Origin of the sequence: Streptomyces sp. BR1 (genome assembly GCF_052373795.1) — a bacterium.
Classification (GTDB): Bacteria; Actinomycetota; Actinomycetes; order Streptomycetales; family Streptomycetaceae; genus Streptomyces.
Window position 1 is genome coordinate 4983739 of the sequence record NZ_CM126252.1, and the last position, 26017, is coordinate 5009755.

The 26017-nt window shown below is 71.6% G+C and carries 24 protein-coding genes, 1 tRNA gene and 1 pseudogene; 10 read left to right on the top strand and 16 right to left on the bottom strand.

The annotated features are described in order from the left end of the window. Positions 1-141: 141 nt before the first annotated feature. From ACT1U9_RS21600 to ACT1U9_RS21610, 3 genes are all read left to right on the top strand, one after another. Positions 142-215, top strand: a tRNA-Ile gene (locus ACT1U9_RS21600). Between the two features lie 690 nt (positions 216-905). Next, positions 906-1646, top strand: a complete 741-nt coding sequence (locus tag ACT1U9_RS21605) for a class I SAM-dependent methyltransferase (protein WP_444534323.1) — start codon at positions 906-908, stop codon at positions 1644-1646. A gap of 188 nt (positions 1647-1834) precedes the next feature. After that, entirely contained in the window at positions 1835-3058 is a 1224-nt protein-coding gene (locus ACT1U9_RS21610; protein WP_444539212.1) for an MFS transporter, read from the top strand. A 143-nt stretch (positions 3059-3201) separates the two neighbouring features. On the opposite strand, the gene ACT1U9_RS21615 is transcribed toward ACT1U9_RS21610, so the two are convergent. The 5 genes and pseudogenes from ACT1U9_RS21615 to ACT1U9_RS21635 all read right to left on the bottom strand — a co-directional run bounded on the left by ACT1U9_RS21615 (position 3202) and on the right by ACT1U9_RS21635 (position 10043). Continuing rightward, a complete protein-coding gene (locus ACT1U9_RS21615; RefSeq protein WP_444539213.1) occupies positions 3202-4560 on the bottom strand; it encodes a carboxyl transferase domain-containing protein in 1359 nt (452 codons plus the stop codon). 25 nt (positions 4561-4585) lie between these two features. Continuing rightward, positions 4586-6013 (bottom strand): acyl-CoA synthetase, encoded by a 1428-nt coding sequence (locus ACT1U9_RS21620; protein ID WP_444534324.1) that lies wholly within the window; start codon positions 6011-6013, stop codon positions 4586-4588. Between the two features lie 309 nt (positions 6014-6322). Then, positions 6323-7861: pseudogene (locus ACT1U9_RS21625) on the bottom strand (sensor histidine kinase); the annotation flags it as partial. Positions 7862-8088: 227 nt separating this feature from the next. After that, positions 8089-9126, bottom strand: coding sequence for a rod shape-determining protein (locus ACT1U9_RS21630; protein WP_444534325.1), 1038 nt, complete (start codon positions 9124-9126; stop codon positions 8089-8091). Positions 9127-9452: 326 nt separating this feature from the next. Continuing rightward, positions 9453-10043, bottom strand: coding sequence for a hypothetical protein (locus tag ACT1U9_RS21635; protein ID WP_444534326.1), 591 nt, complete (start codon positions 10041-10043; stop codon positions 9453-9455). Positions 10044-10188: 145 nt separating this feature from the next. Between ACT1U9_RS21635 and ACT1U9_RS21640 the strand changes: the two genes are divergently transcribed. Beyond that, the gene (locus ACT1U9_RS21640; RefSeq protein ID WP_444534327.1) at positions 10189-10914 is read left to right on the top strand and encodes an SCO2400 family protein; all 726 of its coding nucleotides are present in this window, start codon (positions 10189-10191) and stop codon (positions 10912-10914) included. Positions 10915-11047: 133 nt separating this feature from the next. On the opposite strand, the gene ACT1U9_RS21645 is transcribed toward ACT1U9_RS21640, so the two are convergent. Further along, on the bottom strand, positions 11048-11473 hold the full coding sequence (locus ACT1U9_RS21645) for a MarR family winged helix-turn-helix transcriptional regulator (protein WP_188277958.1): 426 nt from the start codon (positions 11471-11473) through the stop codon (positions 11048-11050). Between the two features lie 92 nt (positions 11474-11565). Here ACT1U9_RS21645 and ACT1U9_RS21650 point away from each other — a divergent pair, with 92 nt between their 5' ends. From ACT1U9_RS21650 to ACT1U9_RS21660, 3 genes are all read left to right on the top strand, one after another. Beyond that, on the top strand, positions 11566-12594 hold the full coding sequence (locus ACT1U9_RS21650; protein ID WP_444534328.1) for an NADP-dependent oxidoreductase: 1029 nt from the start codon (positions 11566-11568) through the stop codon (positions 12592-12594). A 125-nt stretch (positions 12595-12719) separates the two neighbouring features. After that, positions 12720-13145, top strand: coding sequence for an organic hydroperoxide resistance protein (locus tag ACT1U9_RS21655; RefSeq protein WP_444534329.1), 426 nt, complete (start codon positions 12720-12722; stop codon positions 13143-13145). 148 nt (positions 13146-13293) lie between these two features. Next, positions 13294-14085 (top strand): EI24 domain-containing protein, encoded by a 792-nt coding sequence (locus ACT1U9_RS21660; protein ID WP_444534330.1) that lies wholly within the window; start codon positions 13294-13296, stop codon positions 14083-14085. On the opposite strand, the gene ACT1U9_RS21665 is transcribed toward ACT1U9_RS21660, so the two are convergent. From ACT1U9_RS21665 to ACT1U9_RS21675, 3 genes are all read right to left on the bottom strand, one after another. Continuing rightward, positions 14078-15274, bottom strand: coding sequence for a pyroglutamyl-peptidase I family protein (locus tag ACT1U9_RS21665; protein ID WP_444539214.1), 1197 nt, complete (start codon positions 15272-15274; stop codon positions 14078-14080). The genes ACT1U9_RS21660 and ACT1U9_RS21665 overlap by 8 nt on opposite strands. Positions 15275-15441: 167 nt before the next feature. Beyond that, positions 15442-16368 carry an aldose epimerase family protein gene (locus ACT1U9_RS21670; protein WP_444539215.1) on the bottom strand — a complete coding sequence of 309 codons (927 nt, stop codon included), beginning with the start codon at positions 16366-16368 and terminating at the stop codon, positions 15442-15444. 33 nt (positions 16369-16401) lie between these two features. Next, positions 16402-17325, bottom strand: a complete 924-nt coding sequence (locus ACT1U9_RS21675; protein ID WP_444534331.1) for an SGNH/GDSL hydrolase family protein — start codon at positions 17323-17325, stop codon at positions 16402-16404. A 316-nt stretch (positions 17326-17641) separates the two neighbouring features. On the opposite strand from ACT1U9_RS21675, the gene ACT1U9_RS21680 reads away from it, so the two are divergent. After that, the gene (locus ACT1U9_RS21680; protein ID WP_188277952.1) at positions 17642-18136 is read left to right on the top strand and encodes a DUF3145 domain-containing protein; all 495 of its coding nucleotides are present in this window, start codon (positions 17642-17644) and stop codon (positions 18134-18136) included. Between the two features lie 84 nt (positions 18137-18220). Here the strand turns inward: ACT1U9_RS21680 and fabF are convergent, their stop codons facing one another. From fabF to ACT1U9_RS21705, 5 genes are all read right to left on the bottom strand, one after another. Beyond that, positions 18221-19483 (bottom strand): beta-ketoacyl-ACP synthase II, encoded by a 1263-nt coding sequence (fabF, locus tag ACT1U9_RS21685; protein ID WP_444534332.1) that lies wholly within the window; start codon positions 19481-19483, stop codon positions 18221-18223. A 72-nt stretch (positions 19484-19555) separates the two neighbouring features. Beyond that, positions 19556-19804, bottom strand: a complete 249-nt coding sequence (locus ACT1U9_RS21690) for an acyl carrier protein (protein WP_188277950.1) — start codon at positions 19802-19804, stop codon at positions 19556-19558. 56 nt (positions 19805-19860) lie between these two features. Further along, positions 19861-20859, bottom strand: coding sequence for a ketoacyl-ACP synthase III (locus ACT1U9_RS21695; RefSeq protein WP_444534333.1), 999 nt, complete (start codon positions 20857-20859; stop codon positions 19861-19863). A 13-nt stretch (positions 20860-20872) separates the two neighbouring features. Next, positions 20873-21787, bottom strand: a complete 915-nt coding sequence (locus tag ACT1U9_RS21700) for an ACP S-malonyltransferase (protein ID WP_444534334.1) — start codon at positions 21785-21787, stop codon at positions 20873-20875. Positions 21788-21876: 89 nt separating this feature from the next. After that, the gene (locus tag ACT1U9_RS21705) at positions 21877-23073 is read right to left on the bottom strand and encodes a PucR family transcriptional regulator (RefSeq protein WP_444534335.1); all 1197 of its coding nucleotides are present in this window, start codon (positions 23071-23073) and stop codon (positions 21877-21879) included. Between the two features lie 92 nt (positions 23074-23165). Between ACT1U9_RS21705 and ACT1U9_RS21710 the strand changes: the two genes are divergently transcribed. Continuing rightward, on the top strand, positions 23166-23825 hold the full coding sequence (locus ACT1U9_RS21710) for a pirin family protein (RefSeq protein WP_444534336.1): 660 nt from the start codon (positions 23166-23168) through the stop codon (positions 23823-23825). A 111-nt stretch (positions 23826-23936) separates the two neighbouring features. On the opposite strand, the gene ACT1U9_RS21715 is transcribed toward ACT1U9_RS21710, so the two are convergent. Both ACT1U9_RS21715 and ACT1U9_RS21720 read right to left on the bottom strand, forming a co-directional pair. Then, positions 23937-24749, bottom strand: coding sequence for a serine hydrolase domain-containing protein (locus ACT1U9_RS21715; protein ID WP_444534337.1), 813 nt, complete (start codon positions 24747-24749; stop codon positions 23937-23939). 247 nt (positions 24750-24996) lie between these two features. After that, positions 24997-25467, bottom strand: coding sequence for a GNAT family N-acetyltransferase (locus ACT1U9_RS21720; RefSeq protein ID WP_444534338.1), 471 nt, complete (start codon positions 25465-25467; stop codon positions 24997-24999). Between the two features lie 87 nt (positions 25468-25554). Here ACT1U9_RS21720 and ACT1U9_RS21725 point away from each other — a divergent pair, with 87 nt between their 5' ends. Further along, positions 25555-26016 (top strand): MerR family transcriptional regulator, encoded by a 462-nt coding sequence (locus tag ACT1U9_RS21725; protein WP_444534339.1) that lies wholly within the window; start codon positions 25555-25557, stop codon positions 26014-26016. Position 26017: the final 1 nt, after the last annotated feature.

Sequence of the window (26017 nt, forward strand, 5' to 3'; positions counted from 1 at the left end):
TCCTTTTTCATGCCCGGGGGAACCGGGCAGCCCGCTGTGCGGTCCTCATGGTCGTGCGTTGCCGACCATCCGAGGCAGGAGATCGTATGAGCGGCTATGCTGCGGCAGACGGCGCGCACAAATGTGCGCGACGCGCCGTTAGGGGCGGTAGCTCAGCCGGTTAGAGCAGCGGACTCATAATCCGTCGGCCGTGGGTTCGAGTCCCACCCGCCCCACTCTGCGCCTCCTTCGCAGAAACGTTCAGCCTCGGTGTTCCCCTGCTCTCCTGGCGGAGGGCGGGGGCGCCGCGCGGCGATCGTGAGGACGGTGGAGACCGGCGGCCGATCTGTCGGCCGGACCGCAGGGCGTCTTCGGCGGGGAGCGGGCGCCGGGCGGATGGCGGGCGCCGACGCCGGGGCGCCGACGGGGGCAGCGCGCGGTACGCGCGAATCAGAGATCCGGAACCCGGGATTCATCTTCTGTGATTCCCCGATCCCCGACCTTCGATTCATGTGGGGTCGACTCTCATTCGTTTCCGGCCCTGCCGAATTCCGTACGTACGGGAAGTGTGCGGGCGGCGGAATTCCGAATTCGGGAAATGGAGGCGGGGACGCTTCTGGAACCCGGGCCGCCGTGTGGCCGCCGCGCCCCGGCCCGACCCCGCTCGGCGCCTGGCCTGGTGGGGCGCCTGGCCTGGCCACGGGCCGTGGGGGCGCGGACCGTCGAGCGCGCGGCACGCGTCCGGGGCGGCGGGTCACGTCCGAGTGGCGGCCAATTTGTCAAGAGCACTGTGCAACCGCGGAATTCCCGCGTTTGAACGTACAGGTCGCCGCAATACGCCCGTTCAGGCTTGTCCGGAGGTGATTCGGTCCGGGAGATTGACCGCATCACTTAATTTCCGCGCAGCGCACAACGGGAGGCACCACGTGAGCACGGAGCAGGTCTACACGGCGGGCAGCGCCAACTTCGACCCGCTGTACGCGGGGAAGGTGGGGACCGAGGGCCTGGGGATGAAGTTCGACTTCGCGCCCTGGAACATCCCCGAGCCGCAGCCGGTCGTGGTGGCCCTGGAGGCGTCCGGCGCGTTCCGCGGGAAGGTGCTGGACGCGGGGTGCGGCACCGGGCAGAACTCGCTCCACCTGGCGAGCCGGGGCCACGCCGTCACCGGCCTGGACTTCTCGCCCTCCGCCGTCGGGCAGGCGCAGGAGCGCGCCCGTGAGCGAGGGCTCGACGTCAACTTCGCGGTCGCCGACGCCACCAAGTTCGAGGGCATCGAGGGCGGCTTCGAGACCGTTCTGGATTACGGGCTCTACCACGTGCTCAACGACGAGCAGCGGCGCGCGTACGCGGCCGCCCTGCACCGGGTGACCGCCCCCGGTGCCCAGCTGCACGTCTACGGCTTCGCCGAGTCCGAGCTGAAGGGTCTGCCGCCGCAGCAGCTGCGGGTCAGCAAGGAGAACTTCCGGCTGAACCTGGAGGGCGAGGGACAGTGGCGCATCCTCTCCATCGAGGACAGCCTCTGCACCACCAACCACACCCGCGAGTACTTCGAGAAGCAGCGCGTCGAGGCGGGCGGCACGCTGCCGTTCGACCCGGAGGCGTTCGACGTGGACGAGAAGGGCCGCATCGTCTACCCGATGTCGTACGTGCACGCGGAGCGCGTCTGACCTGATGTGTACGAGGGCGCCCTGTTTCTGTGGAAATGGGGCGCCCTCGTACGCCTCGGGAACTCCTGGCGTGAAACTCGGAAGCGTCGTCCCACCCGCCCCGGTTACCATCCCGCGTGACCGCGCAGCCCGAAGCCAAAGCCCGTAACGGTAAGGCCCGTAGCCGTAACGGCGACGACCGCACCCGAATACTCGCCGACCTCACGCCGCTGCGGACCTCCGCGCACTACCGGCGGCTCTGGTTCGGCAACACGATCTCGTGGGTCGGGCAGGGCATGACCTCGCTCGCGATCTCGCTCCAGGTCTACGACATCACCGGGTCCAGCTTCTCCGTCGGCCTTGTGGGGCTGTTCTCGCTGGTGCCGCTGATGGTGTTCGGGCTGTACGGCGGTGCGATCGCCGACACCGTCGACCGGCGCAAGCTCGGGCTCGCCAGCGCGACCGGGTCCGCCGTGCTGTCGGCGGGGCTCGCCGCGGCCGCCTTCGCCGGGTTCGCGCATGTGTGGTTCCTGTACGGGATCGTCGCGCTGCAGTCGGTCTGCGCCGCGCTCAACGCGCCCGCCCGGTCCTCGATGATCCCCCGGCTGCTGCCGCCGGAACAACTGCCCGCCGCGAACGCTCTGGGCTCGATCACCACCACCTCCGGGACCCTCGTCGGGCCCATGCTGGGTGGGCTGATGGTCGGTTTCGCGGGATACCAGTCGGCGTATCTGCTGGACGCCGTGAGCTTCAGCGCCGCGCTGTACGCGATGTGGCGGCTGCCGTCGATGCTGCCCGACCGGGACCGTACGACCGCGAAGCGGGCCTCCGTGCTCGACGGGTTCCGCTTCCTCGCGACCCGTCCCAATCTCCGGATGACGTTCTTCTCCGACTTCTGCGCCATGATCCTCGCGCATCCGCGTGCGCTGTTCCCGGCGGTGGCGGTGCTCTGGTACGGCGGTGACGCGCGGACGACCGGACTCCTCGTCGCCGCGCCCGCGTTCGGGGCGTTGCTGGGCGGGGTGTTCTCGGGGTGGCTCAGCCGTGTGCACCGGCACGGGCTGGCCATTCTGCTGTCGGTGGGCGCGTGGGGTGCGGCGATCGCGGTGTTCGGGCTGACGCGGAATCTGTGGCTCGGGCTCGTCTTTCTCGCCCTCGCGGGGTGCGCGGACACCGTGTCCATGGTGTTCCGGAACACGATGATGCAGGTGGCTGCGCCGGATGAGATGCGGGGGCGGTTGCAGGGGGTGTTCATCGTGGTCGTCGCGGGTGGGCCGCGTCTGGGCGACTTCCTCGCGGGGACGACGGCGGACCTCGCGTCGCCTGGTGTGGCGGTCACGGGGGGTGGGGTCGCGTGTGTTGTGGCCGTGACGCTGCTGGGCCTGAGCCGACGCCGTTTCGCCCGGTACGACGCGCGTGCGCCGGAGGCGTGAGTCCCGGTTCTTTGGCTGGCCCCGGTGGGGGTTGCTCGCACAGTTCCCCGCGCCCCTAGGTAGTTAGGGGCGCGGGGAACTGCGCGAGCAACCCAGCACGATCCGCAGACAAACGGGGGCCGAGGGCTCCACCCCCGGAGGGTTCAGGGAAGGGGTGGGGTGGGGGAGATCACGCCGCGGGCTACGCCCAGTTCCACCAGGTCCTGGGGACGTAGCCGCAGGTGGTCCGCCGTGGCGTGGATATCTCCCGGCCCCCGCTTCAGGATCGCCGCCGCCAGCTCCGGCGCGATCACGGAGAAGTAGCTGTCGGCCGTGACCCACGTACGGGACGGGGCGGACAAGGCGAGGGCCCCGCCCGATCCCCCCTCCCCGATCACCAGCGACGTCACCGGCACCACCGCCGACGCCACCGCCGCGAAACAGTCGGCGATGGCCGCGCCCTGCCCGGCACGTTCCGCCGCCGCGTCGTTCGCCGCGCCGGGCGTGTCGACCAGGGTCAGGACGGGCACGCCCAGCCGGTCGGCGAGGCGGATCAGACGGGCGGCGGTGCGGTAGCCCGCGGGCCGCGTCGCGGTGCCGGCCTGGGCCGCGTACGCGACCGTACGCCCGTCCCGCAGCCCGAACCCGCAGAGCATCCCGTCGTCCACACCCCCGCACCGGTCCCCGCTCAACGCCATACGGGAGGTGAAGTACGCGTCCAGATACGCCGATGCACGCGGTCGCCCCGCCGCCCGCGCCGCACGTACCGCGTCCCAGCCGGTGACGGGCAGCGGGACGTCCGACAGCGCGTCCGGCACGTCGGCGGGCACCACCGCACGCTCGCCGGCCCCGCATTCAGAACCCGACCCCACCTCGACAGGCGCACCCAGCAACCCCAGCCACGCCCCCACCACCCCGCGCAACTCCTCCACCCGCACCACCGCATCCACCGCCCCCGCCGCCACCTGCCCCTCGGCCGAGTACGCCGCCGGGTCCGCGTCCGCGGGCCGGACCCGCGAGCCCGCGAAGCCGATCTGGGCGCCGGGGAGCGCGAGGATCACGTCCGCGCCCGCGCCCAGCGTGGCCCAGCCGCCGCCGGTCGTGGGGTCGCGCAGGACCGCGATCTGGGGGAGTCCGACGGCGCGCAGCAGGGCGGACTGGCGGGCCACGCGCTGGAGTTGGGTGAGGGCGATCATGCCCTCCTGCATCCGGCTGCCGCCGGTCGAGATCAGCGAGACCAGCGGCAGCCGCCGCTCCCGGGCCGTCGCGTACGCGGCCTCCAGGCGGTCCCCGGTCCGCTCGCCCAGCGACCCGCCCAGGAAGCCGAATTCGAAGGAGATCAGGACGCAGGAGTGACCTTCCACCTTCGCCACGCCATGGATCACCGACTCGTCCTCGCCCGTACGCTCCGTCGCGCGGGCCCGTGACGCCGCGTACCCCGCCCAGAGGAGTGGACCGTCGGGCGCCGTCTCGCGCTCGGGCGGGCGCAGTTCGGTGAAGTCGTCCGTGACGACGGCGACCATGTGCCGGGCGCTCGGGCGGCTCCCCTCAGGCACTCTTCAGCGCCCGCTTCATGATCTTGCCCATGTCGTTGCGGGGCAGCGTGTCGAGATAGTGGACCGTACGGGGGCGTTTGTGCGGGGCCAGCTGGGCTGCGACATGGTTCGCCAACTCCTCTTCTGAGGGAGGGGATTGACGATCCGTCGGGACCACCCAGGCCACCACCCGCTCCCCGAGATCCGCGTCCGGCTCCCCGGTGACGGCCGCCTCGCGCACCCCGGGGTGGTCGAGCAGGGCGTTCTCGATCTCGCCCGCCCCGATCTTGTACCCGCCGCTCTTGATCAGGTCGGTGGCCTTGCGGCCGACGATCCGTACGTAACCGTCCGCGTCCAGGCTCGCCATGTCGCCGGTGCGGAACCAGCCGTCCTCGGTGAAGGCCGCGGCCGTCGCGTCCGGGCGGTTGAGGTAGCCGCTGAACAGGTTCGGGCCGCGCACCTGGATCTCGCCGATGCCGTCCGAATCGTCCGCCAGCCGCAGCTCCACGCCCGGCAGTGGTACGCCGACCGTGCCGGGGCGAGGGTCGCCGTCCACCCGTACGCTCGTGTTCATCAGCGTCTCGGTCATCCCGTACCGCTCGATCACCGCGCGACCGGTCGCCGCCGTGATGCGGCGGTGGTCGTGTACGGGCAGTGCGGCCGACCCCGACACCAGCAGCCGCGCCCCGGCCAGTGCCTTGGTCAACTCCCGGTCGGTGTCGAGGGATTCGGCGATCCGGTGGTACATCGTGGGTACGCCGAAGAGCATGGTCGCGCCCGACGACAGTTCGCGGGTCACCCCATCGACCGAGAACTTGCCCAGGTGGCGCACCGTTCCGCCGCGCCGCAGCGGGCCGAGGATGCCGAGGATCAGGCCGTGTACGTGGAAGAGGGGCAGGGCGTGGACGAGTACGTCATCGGCCGTCCAGCCCCAGACGTCCGCCAGCGCGTCGAGCGTCGTGGCGATCGCCCGGCGGGGGAGGACGGCGCCCTTGGGCGGGCCGGTGGTGCCGGAGGTGTAGACGATGAGGGCGGGGGATTCGGGGTCGGTCTGCGGGAGTGTCCGCTCCGGGGTGGGGTCGGCTGCGCCCGCTACCACGACCTCGATACGGGTCAACTCGGCCAGTGCGGGCGGTAGTTGGTCGGTCGGGGCCGCGAGGATCGCTGTGGGGGTGCTGTCCTTCAGGATGTGGGCCAGTTCCCGTTCGCCCGTCCTGGGGTTCAGGGGTACGGCCGGGACTCCGGCCAGCAGTGCCGCGACCACGCCCACGGCCGTCTCCAGCGTCGGGGTCGCCCAGACCGCGACCCGTCCGGCCCCTTCGATCCGTTCCGCCAAGGAGCCCGCCGTGGCGGCGAGTTCCGCGTACGTGAGGGCGCGTCCGTCGAACCGTAGCGCTTGTTTGTTGCTGGCGGTCAGCAGGGCGGGAAAGAGAGCGGACACGTACGGGGCTCCTCGCGGTTCGACAGCACCGGCCGTCCACCGGCCTGCGGAAACCCTACGCGGCGCGCCCCGTCTCCGGCGTGATCTGCCCCACCCCGCCCCTTCCCGAAACTCTCCGAGGGATCTGGTCGGGTGCGGACCATGCTGGGTTGCTCGCGCAGTTCCCCGCGCCCCTTATGGGCCCGAAGGGCCCTCCTAGGGGCGCGGGGAACTGCGCGAGCAACCCCCACCGGCTCGCACCCGAAGAACCAGGCCGCCCGCCAAGGGCTTTCGGGAAGGGGTGGGGTGGGGGATCAAACCCCCGGCGGGCTACAGCGGTGCCTGCCACACCGTTTCGCCGCCCGGCGTGCCGTCGTCCGTCACGGTGAGGCGTACTCCGGGGCGGCCGTCCGGCAGCGTCGCCGTCGCGTCGACCGTGACGGCGACGGACGAGATGCCCGTACGGCGGTGCGCGGTGGCCAGGGCCGTACGCAGGGCCGCCAGCAGCCGGGCATCGTCGGAGACCAGCGCATCCACCGCCCCCTCGAACCGGACCGACGGCCGGAACCCGAGCAGCGCCCCCGCCCCGTCGGTCTCGCGCAGCACCCGCCCCCGCAGCGTCGTCGGCGCGTCGGCGGGCGGCTGCTGGAGGGCGAAGATGGCCGTACGCACCTCCTGGATCGTGGAGTCCAGCTCGTCCACGGCCCGGGTCAGCAGCTCGTCCGTGTCGTCGGCGGACGCCTTCGTGGCCCGGCGGCGGGTCGACTCCAGCATCATCTCGGTCGCGAACAGCCGCTGGACGACAAGGTCGTGCAGATCGCGCGCGATCCGGTCGCGGTCCTCGTACACCGCGAGCCGCTCGCGGTTGTGCTGCGCGTCCGCCAGGACCAGCGCGAGCGCGGCCTGCGAGGCGAACTGTGCGGCCAGCAGCCGGTCCACCGTCGAGTACGGGCGGCCGCCGCGCCGCCGGGGGAGCGCGAGCGTGCCGATGAGCTTGCCGCCGCTCTGCAGCGGCAGCATCATGCTCGGTCCGAACCGGGTGCGTACGTGCGTGGTCATCCGGGGATCGGTCGCCGAGTCCTCGATGAACACCGGCTCGCCGCTGAGCAGTTGGACCAGTACGGGCGAGCCGGGCTCGATGGCGGTGCCCACGAAGTCGGCCGGGTCGTCGGGCGCGGAGGCCGCGACGATCTCCATCCCGCCGGCCTCGGTGGGCTGGAGCACCACCCCGGCGGCCGCGTCCGCGAGCAGCCGGGCGCGTTCGGCGACCGTCATCAGCGCGTCCGCCGCCGTGTCGCCGGTCAGCAGCGACGTGGTGACGGCGGCCGCGCCCTCGATCCACCGCTCGCGCCGCCGGGCCGTCTCGTACAGGCGGGCGTTGCCGATCGCGATCCCCGCCTGCGAGGCGAGCACGCGCAGCAGCGTCAGATCCTCCTCGGTGAAGGGACCGCCGCGCTTCTCGGTGAGGTAGAGGTTGCCGAACACCTCGGTGTGTACGCGGATGGGCACGCCCAGGAACGACCGCATCGGCGGATGGCCCGGCGGCACGCCCGACGAGCGCGGGTCGGCGGTCAGATCCGCCAGCCGCAGCGGGCGGGGGTCGTGGATGAGCGCGCCGATCAGTCCGGTGCGCCCGTCGGGGACCGCCCCGATCCGCTCCCGCTCGGCGTCGGTGAGCCCGGTGGTGAACAGCTCGGTGAGCCGCCCGCGCTCGGGGTCGACCACGCCGAGCGCGCCGTACCGTGCGTCGGTCAGGTCGGCCGCGGTGTCCACGATGTGCTGGAGGGTGGTGCGGAGTTCGAGCTCGGAGCCGACGCTGAGGACGGCGTCGAGGAGGACGGGGAGCCGGGGCGACGGGCCTGCTTCGGCCGCGGGGCTCGTGCCTGCCGGGCCCTTGGCTGCCGGGTTCGTATCCGCCGGGCCTTTGACTACCGGGTTCGTGTCCGCCGGGCCTGGGCCAGGGTCCGGATCCGTGTCTGCCGGGCCCGGGCCCGTATCCGCCGGATCCGTACCCGCCCGGCGTCCCGGTCCGTCGCTTTCCGTCGTGTCCTCTCCCACGTCCGCCCCTCCCGTACCACCGGTCCCGTACGGTCTTGTCACTCCGCGAGCGGGTCCAGGACCATCGGCTCGATCTTGCCGTCCAGCATCGAGCCGAGGCCGAGGATGGCGCAGATGTCCGGGCGTTCGGCGATGGCCACGGGCATGCCCGTCGCCTTGCGCAGCATCTGGTCCAGGCCCGGCAGCAGGGCGCTGCCGCCGACCATCATGATCCCCCGGTCCGCGAGGTCGGCGACCAGGTCGGGCGGGCAGTCGCGCAGGACCTTGCCGATGCCGTCGAGGACGGCGGTCAGCGGGGTGTGGATCGCGTCGCGGACGGCCGCCGTGTCGACCTGGACCGAACGCGCCAGGCCGGTGGCGACGTCGCGGCCGTGGATCTCGGTGGAGGCCGGGCCCTGGGGGGTCAGGCCGTTGCCGCTGAGGGCGAGTTGGAGGGGGCGTACGGACTGGCTCGGCAGCATCAGTTCGTGCTGGTGGCGCAGGTGCTGGATGACGGCGTGGTCGATCGCGTCGCCGCCGACGGGGATGCGTTCGGCGGTGACGATCGCGCCCAGCGAGAGCACCGCGATCTGGGTCGTGGCCGCCCCGCACACCATGATCATGGTGGCGGTCGGCTGCTCGACCGGGAGTCCGCAGCCGACGGCCGCCGCGATCAGGGTGTCGACCAGCTCGACCCGGCGGGCGCCGAGTCCCACCAGCGTTTCGATGGTGGCGCGCTGGGCGAGCGGGTCGGCCTCGTGCGGGGTGCAGGCGGCGGCCCGCAGCCGGGGCTTGCGCCGCAGCTGGCGCCGCAGCTTCTCGCCGATCAGATGGCGCAGCATGCGCTGGGCCATCTCGATGTCGACGACGGTGCCGCCGGATACGGGGCGGGCGACCCGGATGTAGTCCGGCGTACGGCCCGTCATCTTCTCGGCGAACGTGCCGACGGCGATCAGCGCGCCGGTTTGGGTGTTGACGGCCGCGACGCTGGGCTCGTCCACGACGAGTCCGAGGCCCTTGACGAATACACGCGTCCTCGCGGCCCCGAGGTCTACGGCTACATGGCAACGGCGCAACTGTTCCAGACTGACGCTCACGGCGATCCTCCCGAGTGGGGCTCTTGATCGAATCGTCCGTTCCCGACGTGCCCGCCGCGCGCTGGGCTGCGCCGGTCGGGCGTCGGCTGACTGAGTGCCAAACCCGCCGGAGGCGGGGCTGATCGGGGGACAGTTCGTCGCACTCCGGCGTGCCGCCTAGGAGGGTGAGTCTTTTGCCTGCGGGCCGGTGGGGGCTTGTCGCGCGGTTCCCCGCGCCCCTTAGGTCGTCCACCGGAACCCGGAAGCTTGGCTCGGCCCCAAGCTTTTAGGGGCGCGGGGAACTGCGCGATCAGCCCCCACCGGCCCGCAGATGAGATCCGTACCCCCTACGGCAACAGGCGTTGCAGCAGCCCCCACGAGAACTCCGCCACGCGGCGGCCGTCGCCCGGCACGGTCAGCTCCAGCTGCCAGCGCGTGGGCGCGCTGCCTTCCATCGGCCGGGCCGGGGGAAACGCGCGGGCCGCCTCGTCGACTGTGCAGGACCACGGGCGCAAGTCGTCCGCGGACGTCAGCACCGGACCCGGCGAACCCGGCGCCCGGATCAGCCACTCGTTCCACACCGTCCCGTCCGGCCCCGCCAGCACCTCGAACCGCAGCGTCGGCCAGAGCGGCACCGGCCACAGCCGCGCCTCGCACTCCAGGTCGCCCACCTTGCGCGGCACCACGCGCTCGGGCTCGCCGAGCACCGACCGGTACCGGGCCGCCGCGCCGCGCGAACGCGGTGAGCGGACCATCGCCTGCCAGCGCCGGTTGGCCTCGCGCATCTCGGCTATGGACACCCCGAGCTCGCGCCGGGCGTCCTCGACCAGGCCCGGCTGGTGGTCGGCCATCCGCCGCAGCAGGACGAGTTGGAAGTCGCGCGGGCCGAAGGAACCGGGCTGCGCCGGGCCGGTGGAATGCGGCTGTGCGTCCGTCATGACCCCATCCTGCCCGGCCCCACTGACAACGCACCGAACGCCCGGGTTCGTACGGGGGACACGCCATGGAAGATCGGGTTCCACACAGGATCCACACACTGCGGGCCCCAATTGTTGACGGCTACCCGCATAGCCTCCGTTGGCCATGGATTACTGCCACGTCTGCCGACGGCACCTCAACGGCGCACTGGCCTGCGCCGGATGCGGCACCCCCGCCGAGGAACTGCGGCAGCCCGACATCATCGACCTCGGGGTGTACGACACCGCCGCGGCCGGTGCCACCGACGCCGCCCCGACCGGGTACCGCCGGGCGCGCCGCGAGCGCGAACGCGAGCAGCCCCGGGCGCGTACGCGTCGCCGGGCCCGTAAGCGGCGCGGCCGCCTCGTGCTGTTCGGGTCCGCCGGTGTGGTGCTCGCGGCCGGTGCGCTGGGGCTTGCCGAGCTGGCCATCGAGCCGCCTGCGAACGATCGGGGTGCGGCGACGTCCGTCCACGACGAGGAGCAGATCTCTCAGGAGACGTCTGCGCCCGCGCCGGACGCGAGTGAGGGTGGGCCCCGGCGGCCCAGTGCGGTGCCTGCGTCTGCCGGGCATGGGAAGTCGCATGCCAAGGGTGGCGGTGCGCGGCCCTGGCCGGGGGCCAGTGGGGTGCCTGTGCCTGGTGGCACGCGTGCGGGTCGTACTGGCGAGCCGTCTGCTCCGGGGGCCACCTCCGGTGCCACGGGTGGGACGCGGTCGCCCGGTCCGTCCGGAGCCCCTTCGCCGTCCGCTTCGGATTCGGCCCCGCCGCCTGGGCAGCCCGGGCCCGCGCCCTCGCCCACTCCTTCTCCTACGAAGACCTCTTGCACTCGTTTTCTCTGGTGGTGCGTCTAGCTCCGCCGGGTGGTGGTGCGATTCGGCTGCGGACCGTGCGTGGCTGGTCGCGCAGTTCCCCGCGCCCCTTAAGTGGACCGGGACCGTATTGCTCACCCGCGAGTCCGCGCGCCCCTCAAGGCACCCGGGACCGTCAGGTCGCCCCCAGCATCCGCCTCAGCAAGTCCCTCAGCACCGTCCGTTCCTCCGTCGACAGCTCCGCCAGTGGCTCGCGGGCGAAGTTCAGGGACTCGGTGAGGTGGGTGGCCGTGGTCTGGCCCTCCTCCGTCGGGGCCGCCAGTTTTACTCGGCGGTCCGCCGGGTCGGGGCGGCGTTCTGCCAGGCCGCGGGCCTCCAGGCGGTCGATGATGCCCGTCACGTTGGACGGCTCGCACTTCAGCTTGAGGGCGATCTGGCGCATCGGGACCGGCCCCAGCGAGAGCAGGCGCAGGACGCGCGCCTGGGCGCCGGTCAGCGCGTGCTCGGACGCGGCCCGCTCGTACTCCTCGTGGTAGCGGGCCACCACCGTGCCGATCAGCTCGACGACTTCGAGGCTCAGGGGATCCATACGTGGGGCCATGAATACAGGGTACCCAGTTACTTGACAATCTCAAATATCCAGGAGCATGGTTGTTTCAGTACCTGAAGTAATCCAGGAAGGGCGCAGCTCTCATGTCCGTACCGTCCGCACTCCCCGCCACCGGCCGTGAATGGCACCTCGTCGCCCGCCCGCACGGCTGGCCCGTCCCGACCGACTTCGCGCTCAAGGAGACCCCGGTCGTGGCGCCCGCCGCGGGCCGGATCCTGGTGCGCAACCTCTTCATGTCCGTCGACCCGTACATGCGCGGCCGGATGAACGACGTGAAGTCGTACATCCCGCCGTTCGCGCTCGACAAGCCGATGGACGGCGGCGCGGTCGGTGTCGTCGTGGCCTCGGCCGACGAGCGCTACGCCGTCGGTGACCACGTCCTGCACGGGCTCGGCTGGCGCGAGTACGCCGACGTGGACGCCAAGCACGCCACCAAGGTCGACGCCTCCCTCGCCCCGCTCTCCGCGTACCTCGGCGTGCTCGGCATGCCCGGTCTGACCGCGTACGCGGGTCTCTTCGAGGTCGCCTCCTTCAAGGAGGGCGACTCCGTGTTCGTCTCCGGCGCGGCCGGCGCCGTCGGCAGCCTGGTCGGCCAGATGGCCCGGATCAAGGGTGCCTCGCGCGTCATCGGCTCGGCCGGTTCAGACGAGAAGGTGAAGTGGCTGGTGGAGGAGCTCGGCTTCGACGCCGCCTTCAACTACAAGAAGGGCCCGGTCCGCGACCAGCTGCGCGAGGCGGCCCCGGACGGCGTCGACGTCTACTTCGACAACGTCGGCGGCGACCACCTCGAAGCCGCGATCTCCTCGATGAACGTGCACGGCCGCGCCACCATCTGCGGCATGATCGCGGGCTACAACGACACCGAGCCGACCCCCGGCCCGCGCAACATGGCCATGATCATCGGCAAGCGCCTGCGGCTCCAGGGCGTCCTCGTCGGCGACCACGCGGCGCTCCAGCCGCAGTTCGTCCAGGACGTGGCCGGCTGGATCGCCTCCGGTGAGCTCAAGTACGGCGAGACGGTCGTCGAGGGCATCGAGAACGGCGCGGACGCGTTCCTGGGCATGCTGCGCGGCGAGAACACCGGAAAGATGGTCGTCTCGCTGGGCGAGTGACCCAGAACATAGCTCCACCTCGGTGACCGACCTTATCGGGTGACTTCCGTCATCCGATAAGGTCTTTCCACATCACGGCTGCCGTGGGCGCGAGCGGCCGGGAACGAGCAGGAGGAGCACCCAGCATGTCCATCCAGCAGTCCGACGTTCTGTACACCGCCGTCGCCACCGCCGAGAACGGCCGCGACGGCCGCGTCGCCACCGACGACGGCCAGCTCGACGTCGTCGTCAACCCGCCGAAGGCCATGGGCGGCAGCGGCGCGGGCACCAACCCGGAGCAGCTGTTCGCGGCCGGTTACAGCGCCTGCTTCCAGGGTGCGCTCGGCGTCGTCGCGCGCCAGGAGAACGCCGACATATCCGGCTCGACGGTCACCGCCGAGGTCGGCATCGGCAAGAACGACGACGGCTTCGGCATCATCGTGAAGATCGCCGCGGCCATCCCGAACGTGGACGAGGCCACCGCGCGCGCCCTCATCGAGAAGGCGCACCAGGTCTGCCCGTACTCGAAGGCCACGCGCGGCAACATCACGGTCGACCTCGCGGTCGCCTGACCCGTACGCCACGTACGCCACTTGTCACCTGCGAAGGGCCGCACTCGGCGGGGTGCGGCCCTTCGTGCGTCCGAAACCCCTCCGAGCGCCTGGAAACCGAGGGCAATTGCCATAAAGAGGGGCGGTTACCGGTCGATAGAATCCGGCCATGCGTGATCTCGGGGCGGGCTTCGGTTATCTGGTCAAAGGGCAGCGATGGGTCGCCGGACACGGCAGGGCCTTCGGGTTCGGACTGCTGCCGGGGCTTGTGACCCTCGTCCTGTACGCGGCCGCGCTGACAGGCCTCGCCTATGGCGCGGACGACTTCGTGGGCTGGGCGACGCCGTTCGCCGACGGCTGGTCCTCGCCGTGGCTCGCGCTGTTCCGGGGCTTTCTGACCGCCCTCGTCTTCGCCATGGGCCTGTTCCTCGCGATCATCACCTTCACCGCGGTCACCCTGCTCATCGGCCAGCCGTTCTACGAGAAGCTGTCCGGGGACGTGGACCGGGCCGAGAGCGGCGGGGACGCGCCCGAGTCCGGGCTGCCGCTCTGGCGCGAGCTGTGGATCTCCGCCCGGGATTCGTTGCGGATCCTGGTGCGCGTGGCCGCGTACGGCGTGATCCTGTTCGGCCTCGGTTTCCTGCCGGTGGTCGGGCAGACCGTGATCCCCGCGATCGGATTCTGCGTCTCCGGGTTCTTCCTCGCCGAGGAGCTGACGGCGGTGGCGCTCCAGCGGCGGGGCGTGGAGCTGCGGGAGCGCTTGGTCCTGCTGCGCGGGCGGCGGATGCTCGTGCTCGGGTTCGGTGTCCCGCTGACGCTGGCGTTCCTGGTGCCGTTCGTCGCGGTGTTCCTGATGCCGGGGGCGGTCGCGGGCGCGACGCTGATGGTGCGGGACCTCACCGGGGAGGCCGCGGACCCGGCGGACGACGCCGAGCCCGCGCCCACCGGGGCCCTCAGCTAGCCGCCACCCCCACGATCTCCCGGATCTGCGCGATGATGTCGAGCCGGTTGCGGACGAACTCCGGGTCCGTGATCGAGCCCGTCGCCGGATCGGTGTTGCCCGCGCCGAACTGGAGCACCGGGGTGTGGACATGCCCGCCCGGGATCGTGAGGCCCAGGCGGTCGCGCAGCAGCGTCACCCGGTACGCGATCTCGTTGGAGAGGTAGTCGCCGCCCCCGCCCTCCCGCGCCGTCGACCCGGCCGTGGGCCCGTCGTCACGCACCACCGGGTCCGTCCCGCCCGCCGGGATCTCGGTCACCGAGGTGTGGTCGTACACCGGGAAGGGCCCGGTCTTCGCCGCCACAATCGCCTTGTACGGCAAGGTCGTCGTGGTCCACTGCGGCTGCGACGCCGGGTCGGAGACCGGCACCGTCTCCGTACGCGACACGTTGTCGTTGTCCGGGAACCCGCCACGCCAGGCCCCGTTGAAGCGCTCGACGTCGATCCGCCCCACCCGTCCCTGGCTCACCGTGGTGAACAGGTCCACCTGCGGCAGCACCGGCCGCAGCGCGCGCTCGACCGTGCCCGCCGCGAAGTCGTCGTAGCGCACCGGGAACATGGCCGTCTCGATGCGCGCGGGCCCGTCCGCCGTCCGTATCCAGGTGCCGTCCAGGGCGAGCGCGGTCGCCCCCGACGGATTGCTGATCCGGATGTCACGGTCGAGTGTGAACGGGTCGAAGCCGGTCACCAGGATCCGCTTGAAGCCCTTGCCCGAGGGATACGTGATGGAGTCCTGGCCGCGCGAGGAGCGCTCCAGGTGGTCGATCAGCGCGGCCCGGCGTGCCTCGGTGAGGCCGAACTCCGGCTCCCAGCCGCGCAGTTCACGGGTCAGACCAAGGCGCGCCCAGTACAGCGGCCGGTCGTCGTCCCGGCTCAGGTCGCCGCCCGCGGGGCCGCGCCCCTGCGCCCGGTCCACGGCCCGCCGCCACAGCCGCGCGCCCTCGCGGGCGACCAGGCGGTCGGCCTGGCGGTAGGACCGTACGTCCGCCAGCGCGCGCGTGAACTCCGGCGCCGCGTCGTCGAATCCGGAGCGCCGCAGGATCTCCTGCGGCACGGCCCCGTCGAGCCGCTGCTCCTCCACGGTGGGCGGCGCCCCCGTCGTGGCCGACGCCTGCGCCTGCACCGGCGCGAGCACCGCGCCGAACGTCATCGAAGCGATCACCAGGGCGAGCCGCGCTCCCCGTACCCGTACACGTACCACTGGGCATCCTTCCGTCAAGGCATGGGCGGCCAGTATCGGGAAGGAACTCCCTTGTGAACAGGGGGATTCGAGGCGACTAGGGAGGCGGACGGGTTTGGCTTGCCCGTCCCCGCCGTCTAGCGGACGCCGAATCCGTACACCGTCTGCGACATGTACACCTCACCAGGCCGCACCACCGTGCTCGGGAACTCCGGGCGGTTGGGGGAGTCCGGGAAGTGCTGGGTCTCCAGGGCGACTCCGCCCCGGGGGCCGCCGGTGAACACCTGGAGGCCCGGCTCCGACGTCGTCACCGTCAGGAGCCGGCCCGAGGCGGGGCAGTACAGCTCGGCGGCCGCCTCCGAGTCCAGGACGAAGTTGTGGTCGTAGGACGTGTCCACGACCCGCGCCTCGCGCAGGTCGAACCGCGTCCCCTCCACCGGCGCCAACTCGCCCGTCGGGATGCAGGTCGCGTCCACCGGGGTGTACCGCCCGGCGTTCACCCGCAGCGCGTGCGGGCCGGGGCCCAGCTGCCAGTACGCGTGGTTGGTCAGGTTCACGACCGTCGCCGCCTCGCTGACCGCCGCCTCGTAGCCGACGCGCAGCGCACCCGTCTCGTGCAGCTCGTACGTCACCGACAGGTCGAGGCGCCCGGGGAAGCCCTCCTCGCCGTCCGGGGACACGCGCGAGAGCCGTACCGCGTACGGGGAGAGCGCCTCCGCGTCCCACACCCGCTTGTCGAAGCCGTGCTCGCCGCCGTGCAGGCTGTGCGGGCCGTTGTTGTGGGCCAGGTCGTGGCGGACGCCGTCCAGGACGAACGAGGCGTGCGCGATGCGGTTCGCGTACCGGCCCACCAGGGCCCCGTAGTACGGGGCGGGGTCCGCCACATAGCCGGCCACCTTGGCGTAGCCGAGGGTCACCTCGTCCAGGACCCCGTCCCGGTCCGGGATCTCGACCGACTGCAGGATGCCGCCGTACGTCAGCACGCGCACGCGCGTACCGCCGCGCTCCAGCGTCCAGCGGTGCACGGCCGTACCGTCGTCGAGGGTCCCGAAGAGTTCCATGATCGGAAGCCTAAGGGGAATCCGGGGCCCGGCCGGTCACACGGGCGGCCGCGCCGCCGTCACATTGCGGTACGCGATCTCCGCGAGCCGGCCCTGGCCGTCCTTGCTGGGGTGGAACCAGTCCCAGTGGCTCAACTGGTCGTCGGTGAAGCGGAAGTCGAAGACCGCGCCTCCGTCGTAACGGCAGTAACGGTCCTTCGCGCAGACGTCCTTCAGCGCCTTGTTGTACGCGACCACCCGCTGGTACACCGCGTCGCGCCGCTCGACCGCCGCCGCGCCCAGGTCGTCCGCGTCGCTCAGCATCGAGCGGCAGATGCCGAGCTTCCAGATCTGCTTGCCCAGTGCGTTGCCCCGCCCGGTCGACCACAGGCGCTTGAGGTCCGGCACGCTCGACACGTACACCTGGGTCTTGGGCAGGGTGCTGCGCAGCTGGTTCAGGGAGGTCTCGAAGCCCGCCTTGAAGTCGGCCACCGAGGTCATGCCGTCCACCGAGTCCCGGCAGGCGTCGTTGCCGCCGACCATGACCGTGACCAGCTCGGGGCGGTGGGCGGCGGCGCGGGTCAGCTGGCCCGGCAGGTCCGCCATCCGGGCGCCGGTCTTGGCGTAGTTCCAGCTGCGGTCGGCGGCCGACTCCTCGCCGAGCAGCCGGGTCGCCAGCGAGTGCACATCGGTGTCGGTGCCGGTCGCCCAGGACGCCTCGGGGCAGTCGGAGAGCACCATGCAGGCGTCGAAGCCCCGGGTGATGGAGTCGCCGACGGCCGCGATGGAGGCGGGGCGCGGGTTCCAGTGCACGGTCGGTGTCGGCGCGGGCTTGTTCGGGGCCTGCGCGTGCGAGGTGCCCGGCGCGCCCGAACTCGTACAGCCCGCCGTGACCGCGAGCGCGGTCGCCACGAGGGCCGCGGCGGCCGTTCGGGCCCGCGCGGGGCGGCTTCGGCGCGTCGGCAACGTCCCCTGGTCCATCCCCGGTCCCCTCCCTCACGGGTGCGGTCGGCGTCCTGGCGAGTGAAAGCTTCGTGTTTCCCGGGCCCAGGACCGACCGTACGACACCCTTCTGTCCGCTCCGCGCGGTAGCTTTGGCCCGTCCAGCCAGAGGAACCACGCCAGACGGCTCCGGTAAATTACATCACGTCACATACTGTCCCCTTTCAGGAGATTACCTCCCGATGCTGTTTACTGTTGATCCCCGGGGCAGAATGTCAGGTGCTGTCCTGACCGAGACCGGTAGGGGCGCGAGGCCGCTGGGGAAGGCGAACCTCGAACCGCACTGGAGGTCCCGGTGACGACACGTGGAGTTCTGTACATCCACTCCGCCCCGCGCGCGCTGTGCCCGCACGTCGAATGGGCGGTGGCGGGCGTTCTCGGTGTGCGCGTCCAGCTCGACTGGATCCGCCAGCCCGCATCGCCCGGCACCTGGAGAGCCGAGTTCTCCTGGCAGGCCGAGACCGGCACGGCCTCCAAGCTGGCCTCCGCGCTGCGCGGCTGGCAGATGCTGCGCTTCGAGGTGACGGCCGAGCCGTGCGCGAGAGCCGAGGGCGAGCGCTACAGCGCCACGCCCGACCTGGGCATCTTCCACGCGGTCACCGGCATCCACGGCGACATCCTGATCCCCGAGGACCGGCTGCGCGCGGCGCTCGCCCGCTCGGTGCGCGGCGAGACCGACCTGGAGGCCGAGATCGCCCGCCTGCTCGGCAAGCCCTGGGACGACGAGCTGGAGCCCTTCCGGTACGCGGGCGAGGGCGCGCCGGTCCGCTGGCTGCACCAGGTCGTGTGAGGCCCGTACGTCCGAGGCTGCTGCGTATGCGGAAGGGCCCCCACCGATGGGTGGGGGCCCTTCGCGTTACGTATGCGCGCGTACTCAGACGGAACGGAACGCGAGCACCACGTTGTGACCGCCGAAGCCGAACGAGTTGTTGATCGCGGCGATCGAGCCGGCCGGCAGCTCGCGGGGCTCGCCGCGCACGATGTCGGCCTCGATGTCGTCGTCGATCTCGTCGACGTTGATGGTCGGGGGCGCCGTGCGGTGGTACAGCGCGAGGACCGTGGCGACGGTCTCGATGCCGCCGGCGCCGCCGAGCAGGTGCCCGGTCATGGACTTGGTCGCGGAGACCGCGATGTGGTCCATGTCGTCGCCGAGGACCTTGCGCAGCGCCTTGATCTCGGCGGCGTCGCCCTGCGGGGTGGACGTCGCGTGGGCGTTGAGGTGGACGACCTCGGACGGCTTGAGGTCCGTGGAGTCCAGCAGGTTCTGCAGGGCCGCCGCGACACCCCGGCCGGTCGGCTCGGGCTGCGCGATGTGGTGGCTGTCGGCCGACAGGCCCTGGCCGAGCACCTCGCAGTAGACCCGCGCGCCGCGCTCGGCGGCGTGCTCGGCCGACTCCAGGATCACGACACCGGCGCCCTCGCCGAGGACGAAGCCGTCCCGGGCCTTGTCGTACGGGCGCGAGGCCTGCTCGGGGTTCTCGTTGTTCTTGGACATCGCCATCATGTTGGCGAACGCGGCCACCGGCAGCGGGTGGATGGCCGCCTCGGTGCCGCCGGCGACCACGACATCGGCGCGGCCGGTGCGGATCATCTCGACGGCGTAGCCGATCGCCTCGGCGCCCGACGCGCAGGCGGAGACGGGGGTGTGCACGCCGGCCCGGGCGTTCACCTCGAGGCCGACGTTGGCCGAGGGGGAGTTGGGCATCAGCATCGGCACGGTGTGCGGGGAGACGCGGCGTACGCCCTTCTCCTTGAGCACGTCGTACTGGTCGAGCAGGGTGGTCACACCGCCGATGCCGGAGGCGATGACCGTGCCGAGCCGCTCGGGGGCGATCGGCTGGTCCTCACCGGCGGGAGCGGTGTAACCCGCGTCGGCCCACGCCTCCCTGGCCGCGATCAGCGCGAACTGCGCCGAGCGGTCCAGCTTGCGGGCGAGCGGGCGGGGCAGAACCTCGCCCGGGTCGACGGCGGCGGTGGCGGCGATCCGGACCGGGAGGTCGGCGAAGCGCTCGTCCTCCAGGGGCCGGACGCCGGAACGGCCCGCCAGCAGACCTTCCCAGGTCGAGGCGGTGTCGCCACCCAGCGGTGTGGTTGCGCCGATACCGGTGACGACCACGGTGCGATTGGTCGAGCTCACAGGAAATTTCTCCACGTGTGTAAGAGGCGTGAAACAGCGGCGCCACCGCTGGGTGGCAGACCGTGCCTGAGATCAGGCCTGGTGCTTCAGGATGTAGCCCGCGGCGTCGCCGACGGTCTTGAGGTTCTTGACGTCCTCGTCCGGGATCTTGACGTCGAAGCGCTCTTCGGCGGCGACGACGACCTCGACCATGGACAGCGAGTCGACGTCCAGGTCGTCCGTGAAGGACTTGTCCAGCTGGACGTCCTCGACGGGGATGCCGGCGATCTCGTTGACGATCTCGGCGAGACCGTCGACGATCTCCTTCTCAGTGGCGGCCATGTGGCGCTCCTTCAGTGTTTTTACGGGTTTATGGGCATCCGGATGATCCGGTGTGCCTAGGGGAGGGTAACGACCGTCGCGGCGTACACGAGACCCGCCCCGAAGCCGATGACGAGCGCGGTGTCGCCGCTCTTCGCCTGTCCGGTCGCCAGAAGCCGCTCCATCGCGAGCGGGATCGAGGCGGCCGAGGTGTTGCCGGTGGTCTCCACGTCACGCGCGACCGTGACGTGCTCCGGCAGTTTGAGGGTCTTCACCATCGAGTCGATGATCCGCATGTTGGCCTGGTGCGGGATGAAGACGTCCAGGTCGTCCGCGCTGATCCCGGCCGCGTCCAGCGCCTGCTGGGCGACCTTCGCCATCTCGAACACGGCCCAGCGGAACACCGCCTGGCCCTCCTGCGTGATCGCAGGGAACTTGCCGGCCGAGCTGTCGTACTCGGTCCACGGCACGGTCTGCTTGATGGTCTCGGACTTGTCGCCCTCCGAGCCCCAGACCGTACGGGCGATGCCCGGCTCGTCGGAGGGGCCGACCACGACCGCGCCCGCGCCGTCGCCGAACAGGAAGGCCGTCGCGCGGTCCTCCAGGTCGGTCAGGTCGCTGAGCCGCTCGACGCCGATGACCAGCACGTACTCGGCCGAACCCTCGACGATCATGCCCTTGGCGAGGGTCAGGCCGTAGCCGAAGCCCGCGCAGCCCGCCGAGATGTCGAACGCGGCCGGCTTGATCGCGCCGATCTTGTCCGCGATCTCGGTGGCGACGGCCGGGGTCTGCTTGAAGTGCGAGACCGTGGAGACGATCACGCCACCGATCTGCTCGGGCGTGAGCCCGGCGTCCGCGATGGCCTTGCCCGCGGCCTCCACCGACATCGCCGACACGGTCTCCTGGTCGGAGGCCCAGTGCCGGGTGGCGATGCCGGAACGGGAGCGGATCCACTCGTCGGACGAGTCGATCTTCTCCAGGATGACCTCGTTGGGGACCACCCTGGTCGGCCGGTAGCCGCCGACGCCCATGATCCGGGCGAACGGCGCGCCCTTGCTGGGCTTGATCTTCGACATGCGCTACGGCTCCTTATCCGGCGTGCTCGGCGATGAGCGCGCGGGCCGCTTCGAGGTCGTCCGGGGACTTCAGGGCGACGGTCTTCACACCGGGCAGCGCGCGCTTGGCGAGGCCCGTCAGCGTGCCGCCGGGGCAGACCTCGATCATGGCGGTGGCGCCCAGCTCCTGGAACGTCTCCATGCAGAGGTCCCAGCGGACGGGGTTCGAAACCTGGTTGACCAGGCGGCCGACGATCTCGGCGCCGGTGGCGACGGTCTTGCCGTCGGCGTTCGAGACGTACGTGAACCGGGGGTCGGCGATCTCCAGCGAGCCCGCCGCCTCTTCGAGGGCGGCGACCGCCGGGGCCATGTGGTGCGTGTGGAACGCGCCGGCCACCTTCAGGGCCACGACGCGGCGCACACCCTCGGGCTTGTCCGCCTCCAGGGCGGCCAGCTGCTCCAGGGTGCCCGCGGCCACGACCTGGCCGGCGCCGTTCACGTTGGCCGGGGTGATGCCGAGCTTCTCCAGGTGCGGGAAGACGACCTCGGGCTCGCCGCCGAGCAGCGCGGACATACCGGTCTCGGTGACGGCGGCGGCTTCGGCCATGCCGAGGCCCCGCTTGCGTACGAAGCCGAGCGCGGCGTCATCGGAGAGCACACCGGCGTACGCGGCGGCGGTGATCTCGCCCACGCTGTGGCCGGCGACCGCGCCGGGCGTGATGTCACCCAGTGCCGCGGCGGAGAGCAGACCGGCGGCGACCAGCAGGGGCTGGGCCACCGAGGTGTCGCGGATGGCGTCCGCGTCCGCCTGCGTGCCGTAGTGGACGAGGTCGAGCCCGATGGCGTCGGACCACGCGGCGAGCCGGTCGGCGGCGCCGGGGAGGTCGAGCCAGGGAGTCAGGAAGCCGGGCGTCTGAGCGCCTTGGCCGGGAGCGACGAGTACGAGCACTCTCACACTCTCTCTTGTGGACGGCCCTGCTCGCCCGTGGGGACAGGGACGAAGAACCGTCGGGGGAATTGTGGGTGTCCGACAAAAGTCTAGGACTGTGGATCTCCGTCGGCCAGACGCCCCAGGATCAGCGCGATCCTGAGCGTGAAGGCGGAACGTACATCGGAGGGCGACCAGCCGGTGACGTCGGTCACACGTCGCAGCCGGTAGCGCACGGTGTTGGGATGCACGAAGAGCATCCGGGCCGCGCCCTCCAGGCTGCTCGCCTGCTCCAGATAGACGCTCAGGGTCTCCAGGAGCGCCGAGCCCGCTTCCTCCAGCGGTCTGTAGATCTCCTCCACCAGCTGGTCGCGCGCGGCCGGATCGGAGGCGATCGCGCGCTCCGGCAGGAGATCGTCCGCCAGAACGGGCCGGGGGGCGTCCTGCCAGGCCGAGCACGCCTTGAGCCCGGCGGCCGCGGCCTGCGCGGACCGGGTGGCGGCCAGCAGGTCGGGGACGACGGGACCGGCCACCACGGGACCGGCCGCGTACGGCCCGATCAGGGCCTTGGCGACCTGGAGCGGGTTGTCGCTGCCGCCCGCGATGACGACGAGGCGGTCGCCGAGCACACCGGTGAGGACCTGTAGCTTGGCGTGCCGGGCGGCCCGCCGGATCGCCTCGACGGTGAGCTCGCTGTCGCCGTCGGGGGCGGTGCCGAGGACTACGCAGACATGCTCGGGCGAATTCCACCCCAGGGCGGCGGCCCGCGAAACGGCCCCTTCGTCGGCTTCCCCGGAGAGCACCGCGTTGACGACCAGGGACTCAAGCCGGGCGTCCCAGGCACCGCGTGCCTCGGCGGCCTGGGCGTAGACCTGGGCGGTGGCGAAGGCGATCTCACGCGCGTAGACGAGCAGCGCCTCGCGCAGCGTCGACTCGTCGCCGGGAGCGGCCACCTCCTCGATCGCGGCCTCCATGACCTCGATCGTGGTGCGGACCATCTCCACGGTCTGGCGCAGGGTGATCGCCCGGGTCAGCTCGCGCGGAGCGGTCCCGAAGACGTCCGTGGAGATCGCCTGCGGGGTGTCGGGATGCCGGAACCACTCGGTGAAGGCGGCGATGCCGGCCTGGGCGACCAGTCCGATCCAGGACCGGTTCTCCGGCGGCATCGCCCGGTACCACGGCAGCGTCTCGTCCATGCGGGCGATGGCGTTCGCGGCGAGCCTGCCGGACGACTGCTCAAGACGCTTCAGGGTCGCTGCGTGCGGATGGGCGGCGTTCGGCGGCTGCGGCGATTCGGGTTCGGGCACGGGACAAGACTGCCTTATCAGGACGGGTGCGTGCCCTGCCGGGGGTTGGTGGGGCGTTTCCGCGGCCCGGGCCCGGGGCTACCGTGGATCCCGTGATTTCCGTGAGGCGCGCCGACGAGCGCTACCGGGGCGGTGAGGCGGCGGCCGGCATCGAGTCCCTGCACGCCTTCTCCTTCGGCCGTTTCTACGACCCGGACAACCTGCGCTTCGGTCCGGTCCTGGCCTGCAACGAGGAGCGGCTCGCGCCCGGCGCGGGCTTCGACGAGCATCCGCACAGCCACACCGAGATCGTCACCTGGGTCGTCGAGGGCGAGCTGACCCACCGTGACTCGGAGGGCCACGCGACCGTCGTACGGGCCGGGGACGTCCAGCACCTCAGTTCGGCCGGGGGCGTGCGGCACGAGGAACGCAACGACGGCGCCGGTCCGCTGGTCTTCGTCCAGATGTGGCTCGCGCCGAAGCGGCCGGGCGGCGACCCGTCGTACGAGATCGTCCGGGGCATCGCCGACTCCACGCCGTACGCGGTGCTCGCGGCGGGGGCGATGCTGTACGTCCGCCGCCTCGCTTCGGGCGAGCGCACCGCGGTGCCGGATGCGCCCGGTGTGTACGTGCACGTGGTGCGGGGCGAGGTGGATCTGGCGGGGACGCGTCTGGGCCCCGGCGACTCGGCCCGAATCGCCGAGGCGGCCGACCTCGACCTGGTCGCGTCGACGCGGTCGGAGCTGCTGTTCTGGGAGCTGAACGAGGTGTAGGGGGTCTTCGGCTGCGGACCGTGGGGGCTGATCGCGCAGTTCCCCGCGCCCCTGACTACCCAGGGGCGCGGGGAACCGCGCGGGCAACCCGGCACGGTCCGCAGTCGATAACTACGCCAGCTCCGCGAGCACCGCGTCCGTGAACGGCGGCCACGCCTCCACCGCCCACGGGCCGAACGCCCGGTCCGTCAGGGCAACGCACGCCGCTGACGCCTCCGGGTCGATCCACAGGAACGTGCCGGACTGGCCGAAGTGGCCGAAGGTGCGGGGGGAGGATGAACTGCCCGTCCAGTGGGGGGACTTGGTGGAGCGGATCTCGAAGCCGAGGCCCCAGTCGTTGGGGCTCTGGTGCCCGTACCCGGGCAGGACACCCTTCGTGCCGGGGAACTGCACGGTCATCGCCTCGGCGACCGTCATGGGGTGGAGCAGCTGCGGCGCCTGGACCTCCGCCGCGAACCGCGCCAGGTCCTCGACCGTCGAGACCCCGTCCTTCGCGGGCGACCCGTCGAGCGACGTCGACGTCATCCCCAGCGGCTCCAGCACGGCCTGGCGCAGATACTCCGCGAACGGGATGTCGGTGGCCTTCGCGATGTGGTCGCCCAGGACCTCGAACCCCGCGTTGGAGTAGAGCCGCCGCTCACCCGGCGCCCCCATCACCCGGTGCTCGTCGAACGCCAGCCCCGAGGTGTGCGCCAGCAGATGGCGGATCGTCGAGCCCTCGGGCCCGGCGGGCTCGTCCAGCTCGACGGCGCCCTCCTCGTACGCGACGAGCGCCGCGTACGCCGCGAGCGGCTTGGTGACGGAGGCGAGCGGGAAGCGCTGCCCGGTGGGGCCGTGCGTCCCGGCGACGGTGCCGTCCGCACGGACGACGGCGGCCGCCGCGTGCGGCACGGGCCAGTTCTCGATCAGCGCCAGGCTCTTCATGCGTACGAGCCTAGGGCCTGTCCGGTGGATCTTGCCGCCTGCGGTCCCGGATGCCCTTTCGGCGCTGGTGAGCGGGGGTCTGGTGCGTGCAGCTGCAAGGCGGAGGAGGGCGGCGACGCGATGGGGGTGCCCCCTGTTCGAGCGGAGCCGAGAACTTGGGGGCGTCGGCAACCGACGACAACGCGGCAGATGTGCGCACCAGACCCCCGCGTCCCAGGCAGGATCCACCGGACAGGCCCTAGCGGTTCTACAAGGACAGCCGCATGGCGGGATCGGGCGTGCGGACGAAGCCCAGCGAGGTGTAGAGCGGCTCGCCCTCGGCCGAGGCGCGCAGGTCGATCTTGTGGATGCCGCGCTCGCGGAACCAGTCGAGCAGGCCCTCCATGCACGCGCGCGAGTAGCCGCGTCGGCGCATGCTCTCGTCGGTGGCGACGCTGAAGACGTAACCCGTGGTGCCCGAAGGGTTGCCGGGGCCGCCGAGACGGTATTCGATCGTGCCGACGGCGGACGCGGCGAGGCCGGGTCCGTCCGGCCGGTCGACGACGAAGGCGGTCAAGTCCCCTTCGGGCTCGGCCAGCTTGCGGCGCAGGGTCGCGACGGCGGCGGGCTGCCAGCTGACGTCCGGATGCGGGGCGCCGAACATCGAGTCCTGCATCACCTTGCGCAGGCGTACCAGCTCTTCGGCGTCTTCGGGTGTGGCGGGGCGTGCGAGGCTCATGAGGTCGGACCCTAATCCGGCGCGCGGCAAACTCCCCAGCTTTTTCTGCTTGCTTGGAGTGCACTCCAACGTTCTAGGTTGGTGGTCATGACGGTGATCGAGAGCATTCCTGTGAAGCCGGTGCCGGTGGGTCTGTGCAAGACCCCGCCGCTGCACCCCCGCCCCGACGGCCAGGACCGCTACACGATCAGCGAGGTCGCGGCCTTGAGCGGACTTACCGCGCACACCCTGCGCTGGTACGAGCGGATCGGGCTGATGCCGCACGTGGACCGGTCGCACACCGGGCAGCGGCGGTTCACCAACAAGGACCTCGACTGGCTGGCCTTCGTGTCCAAGCTCCGCCTGACCGGGATGCCGGTCGCGGACATGGTCCGGTACGCGGAGCTGGTGCGCGAGGGGGAGCACACCCTCGACGCGCGCCAGGAACTCCTGGAGCAGACCCGGCGCGACGTCGTCGTGCGCATGGCGGAGCTCCAGGACACGCTCGCCGTCCTCGATCACAAGATCAACTTTTACGCGGACGCCCGGCGGGCGTCGGAGAGGTTCTGAA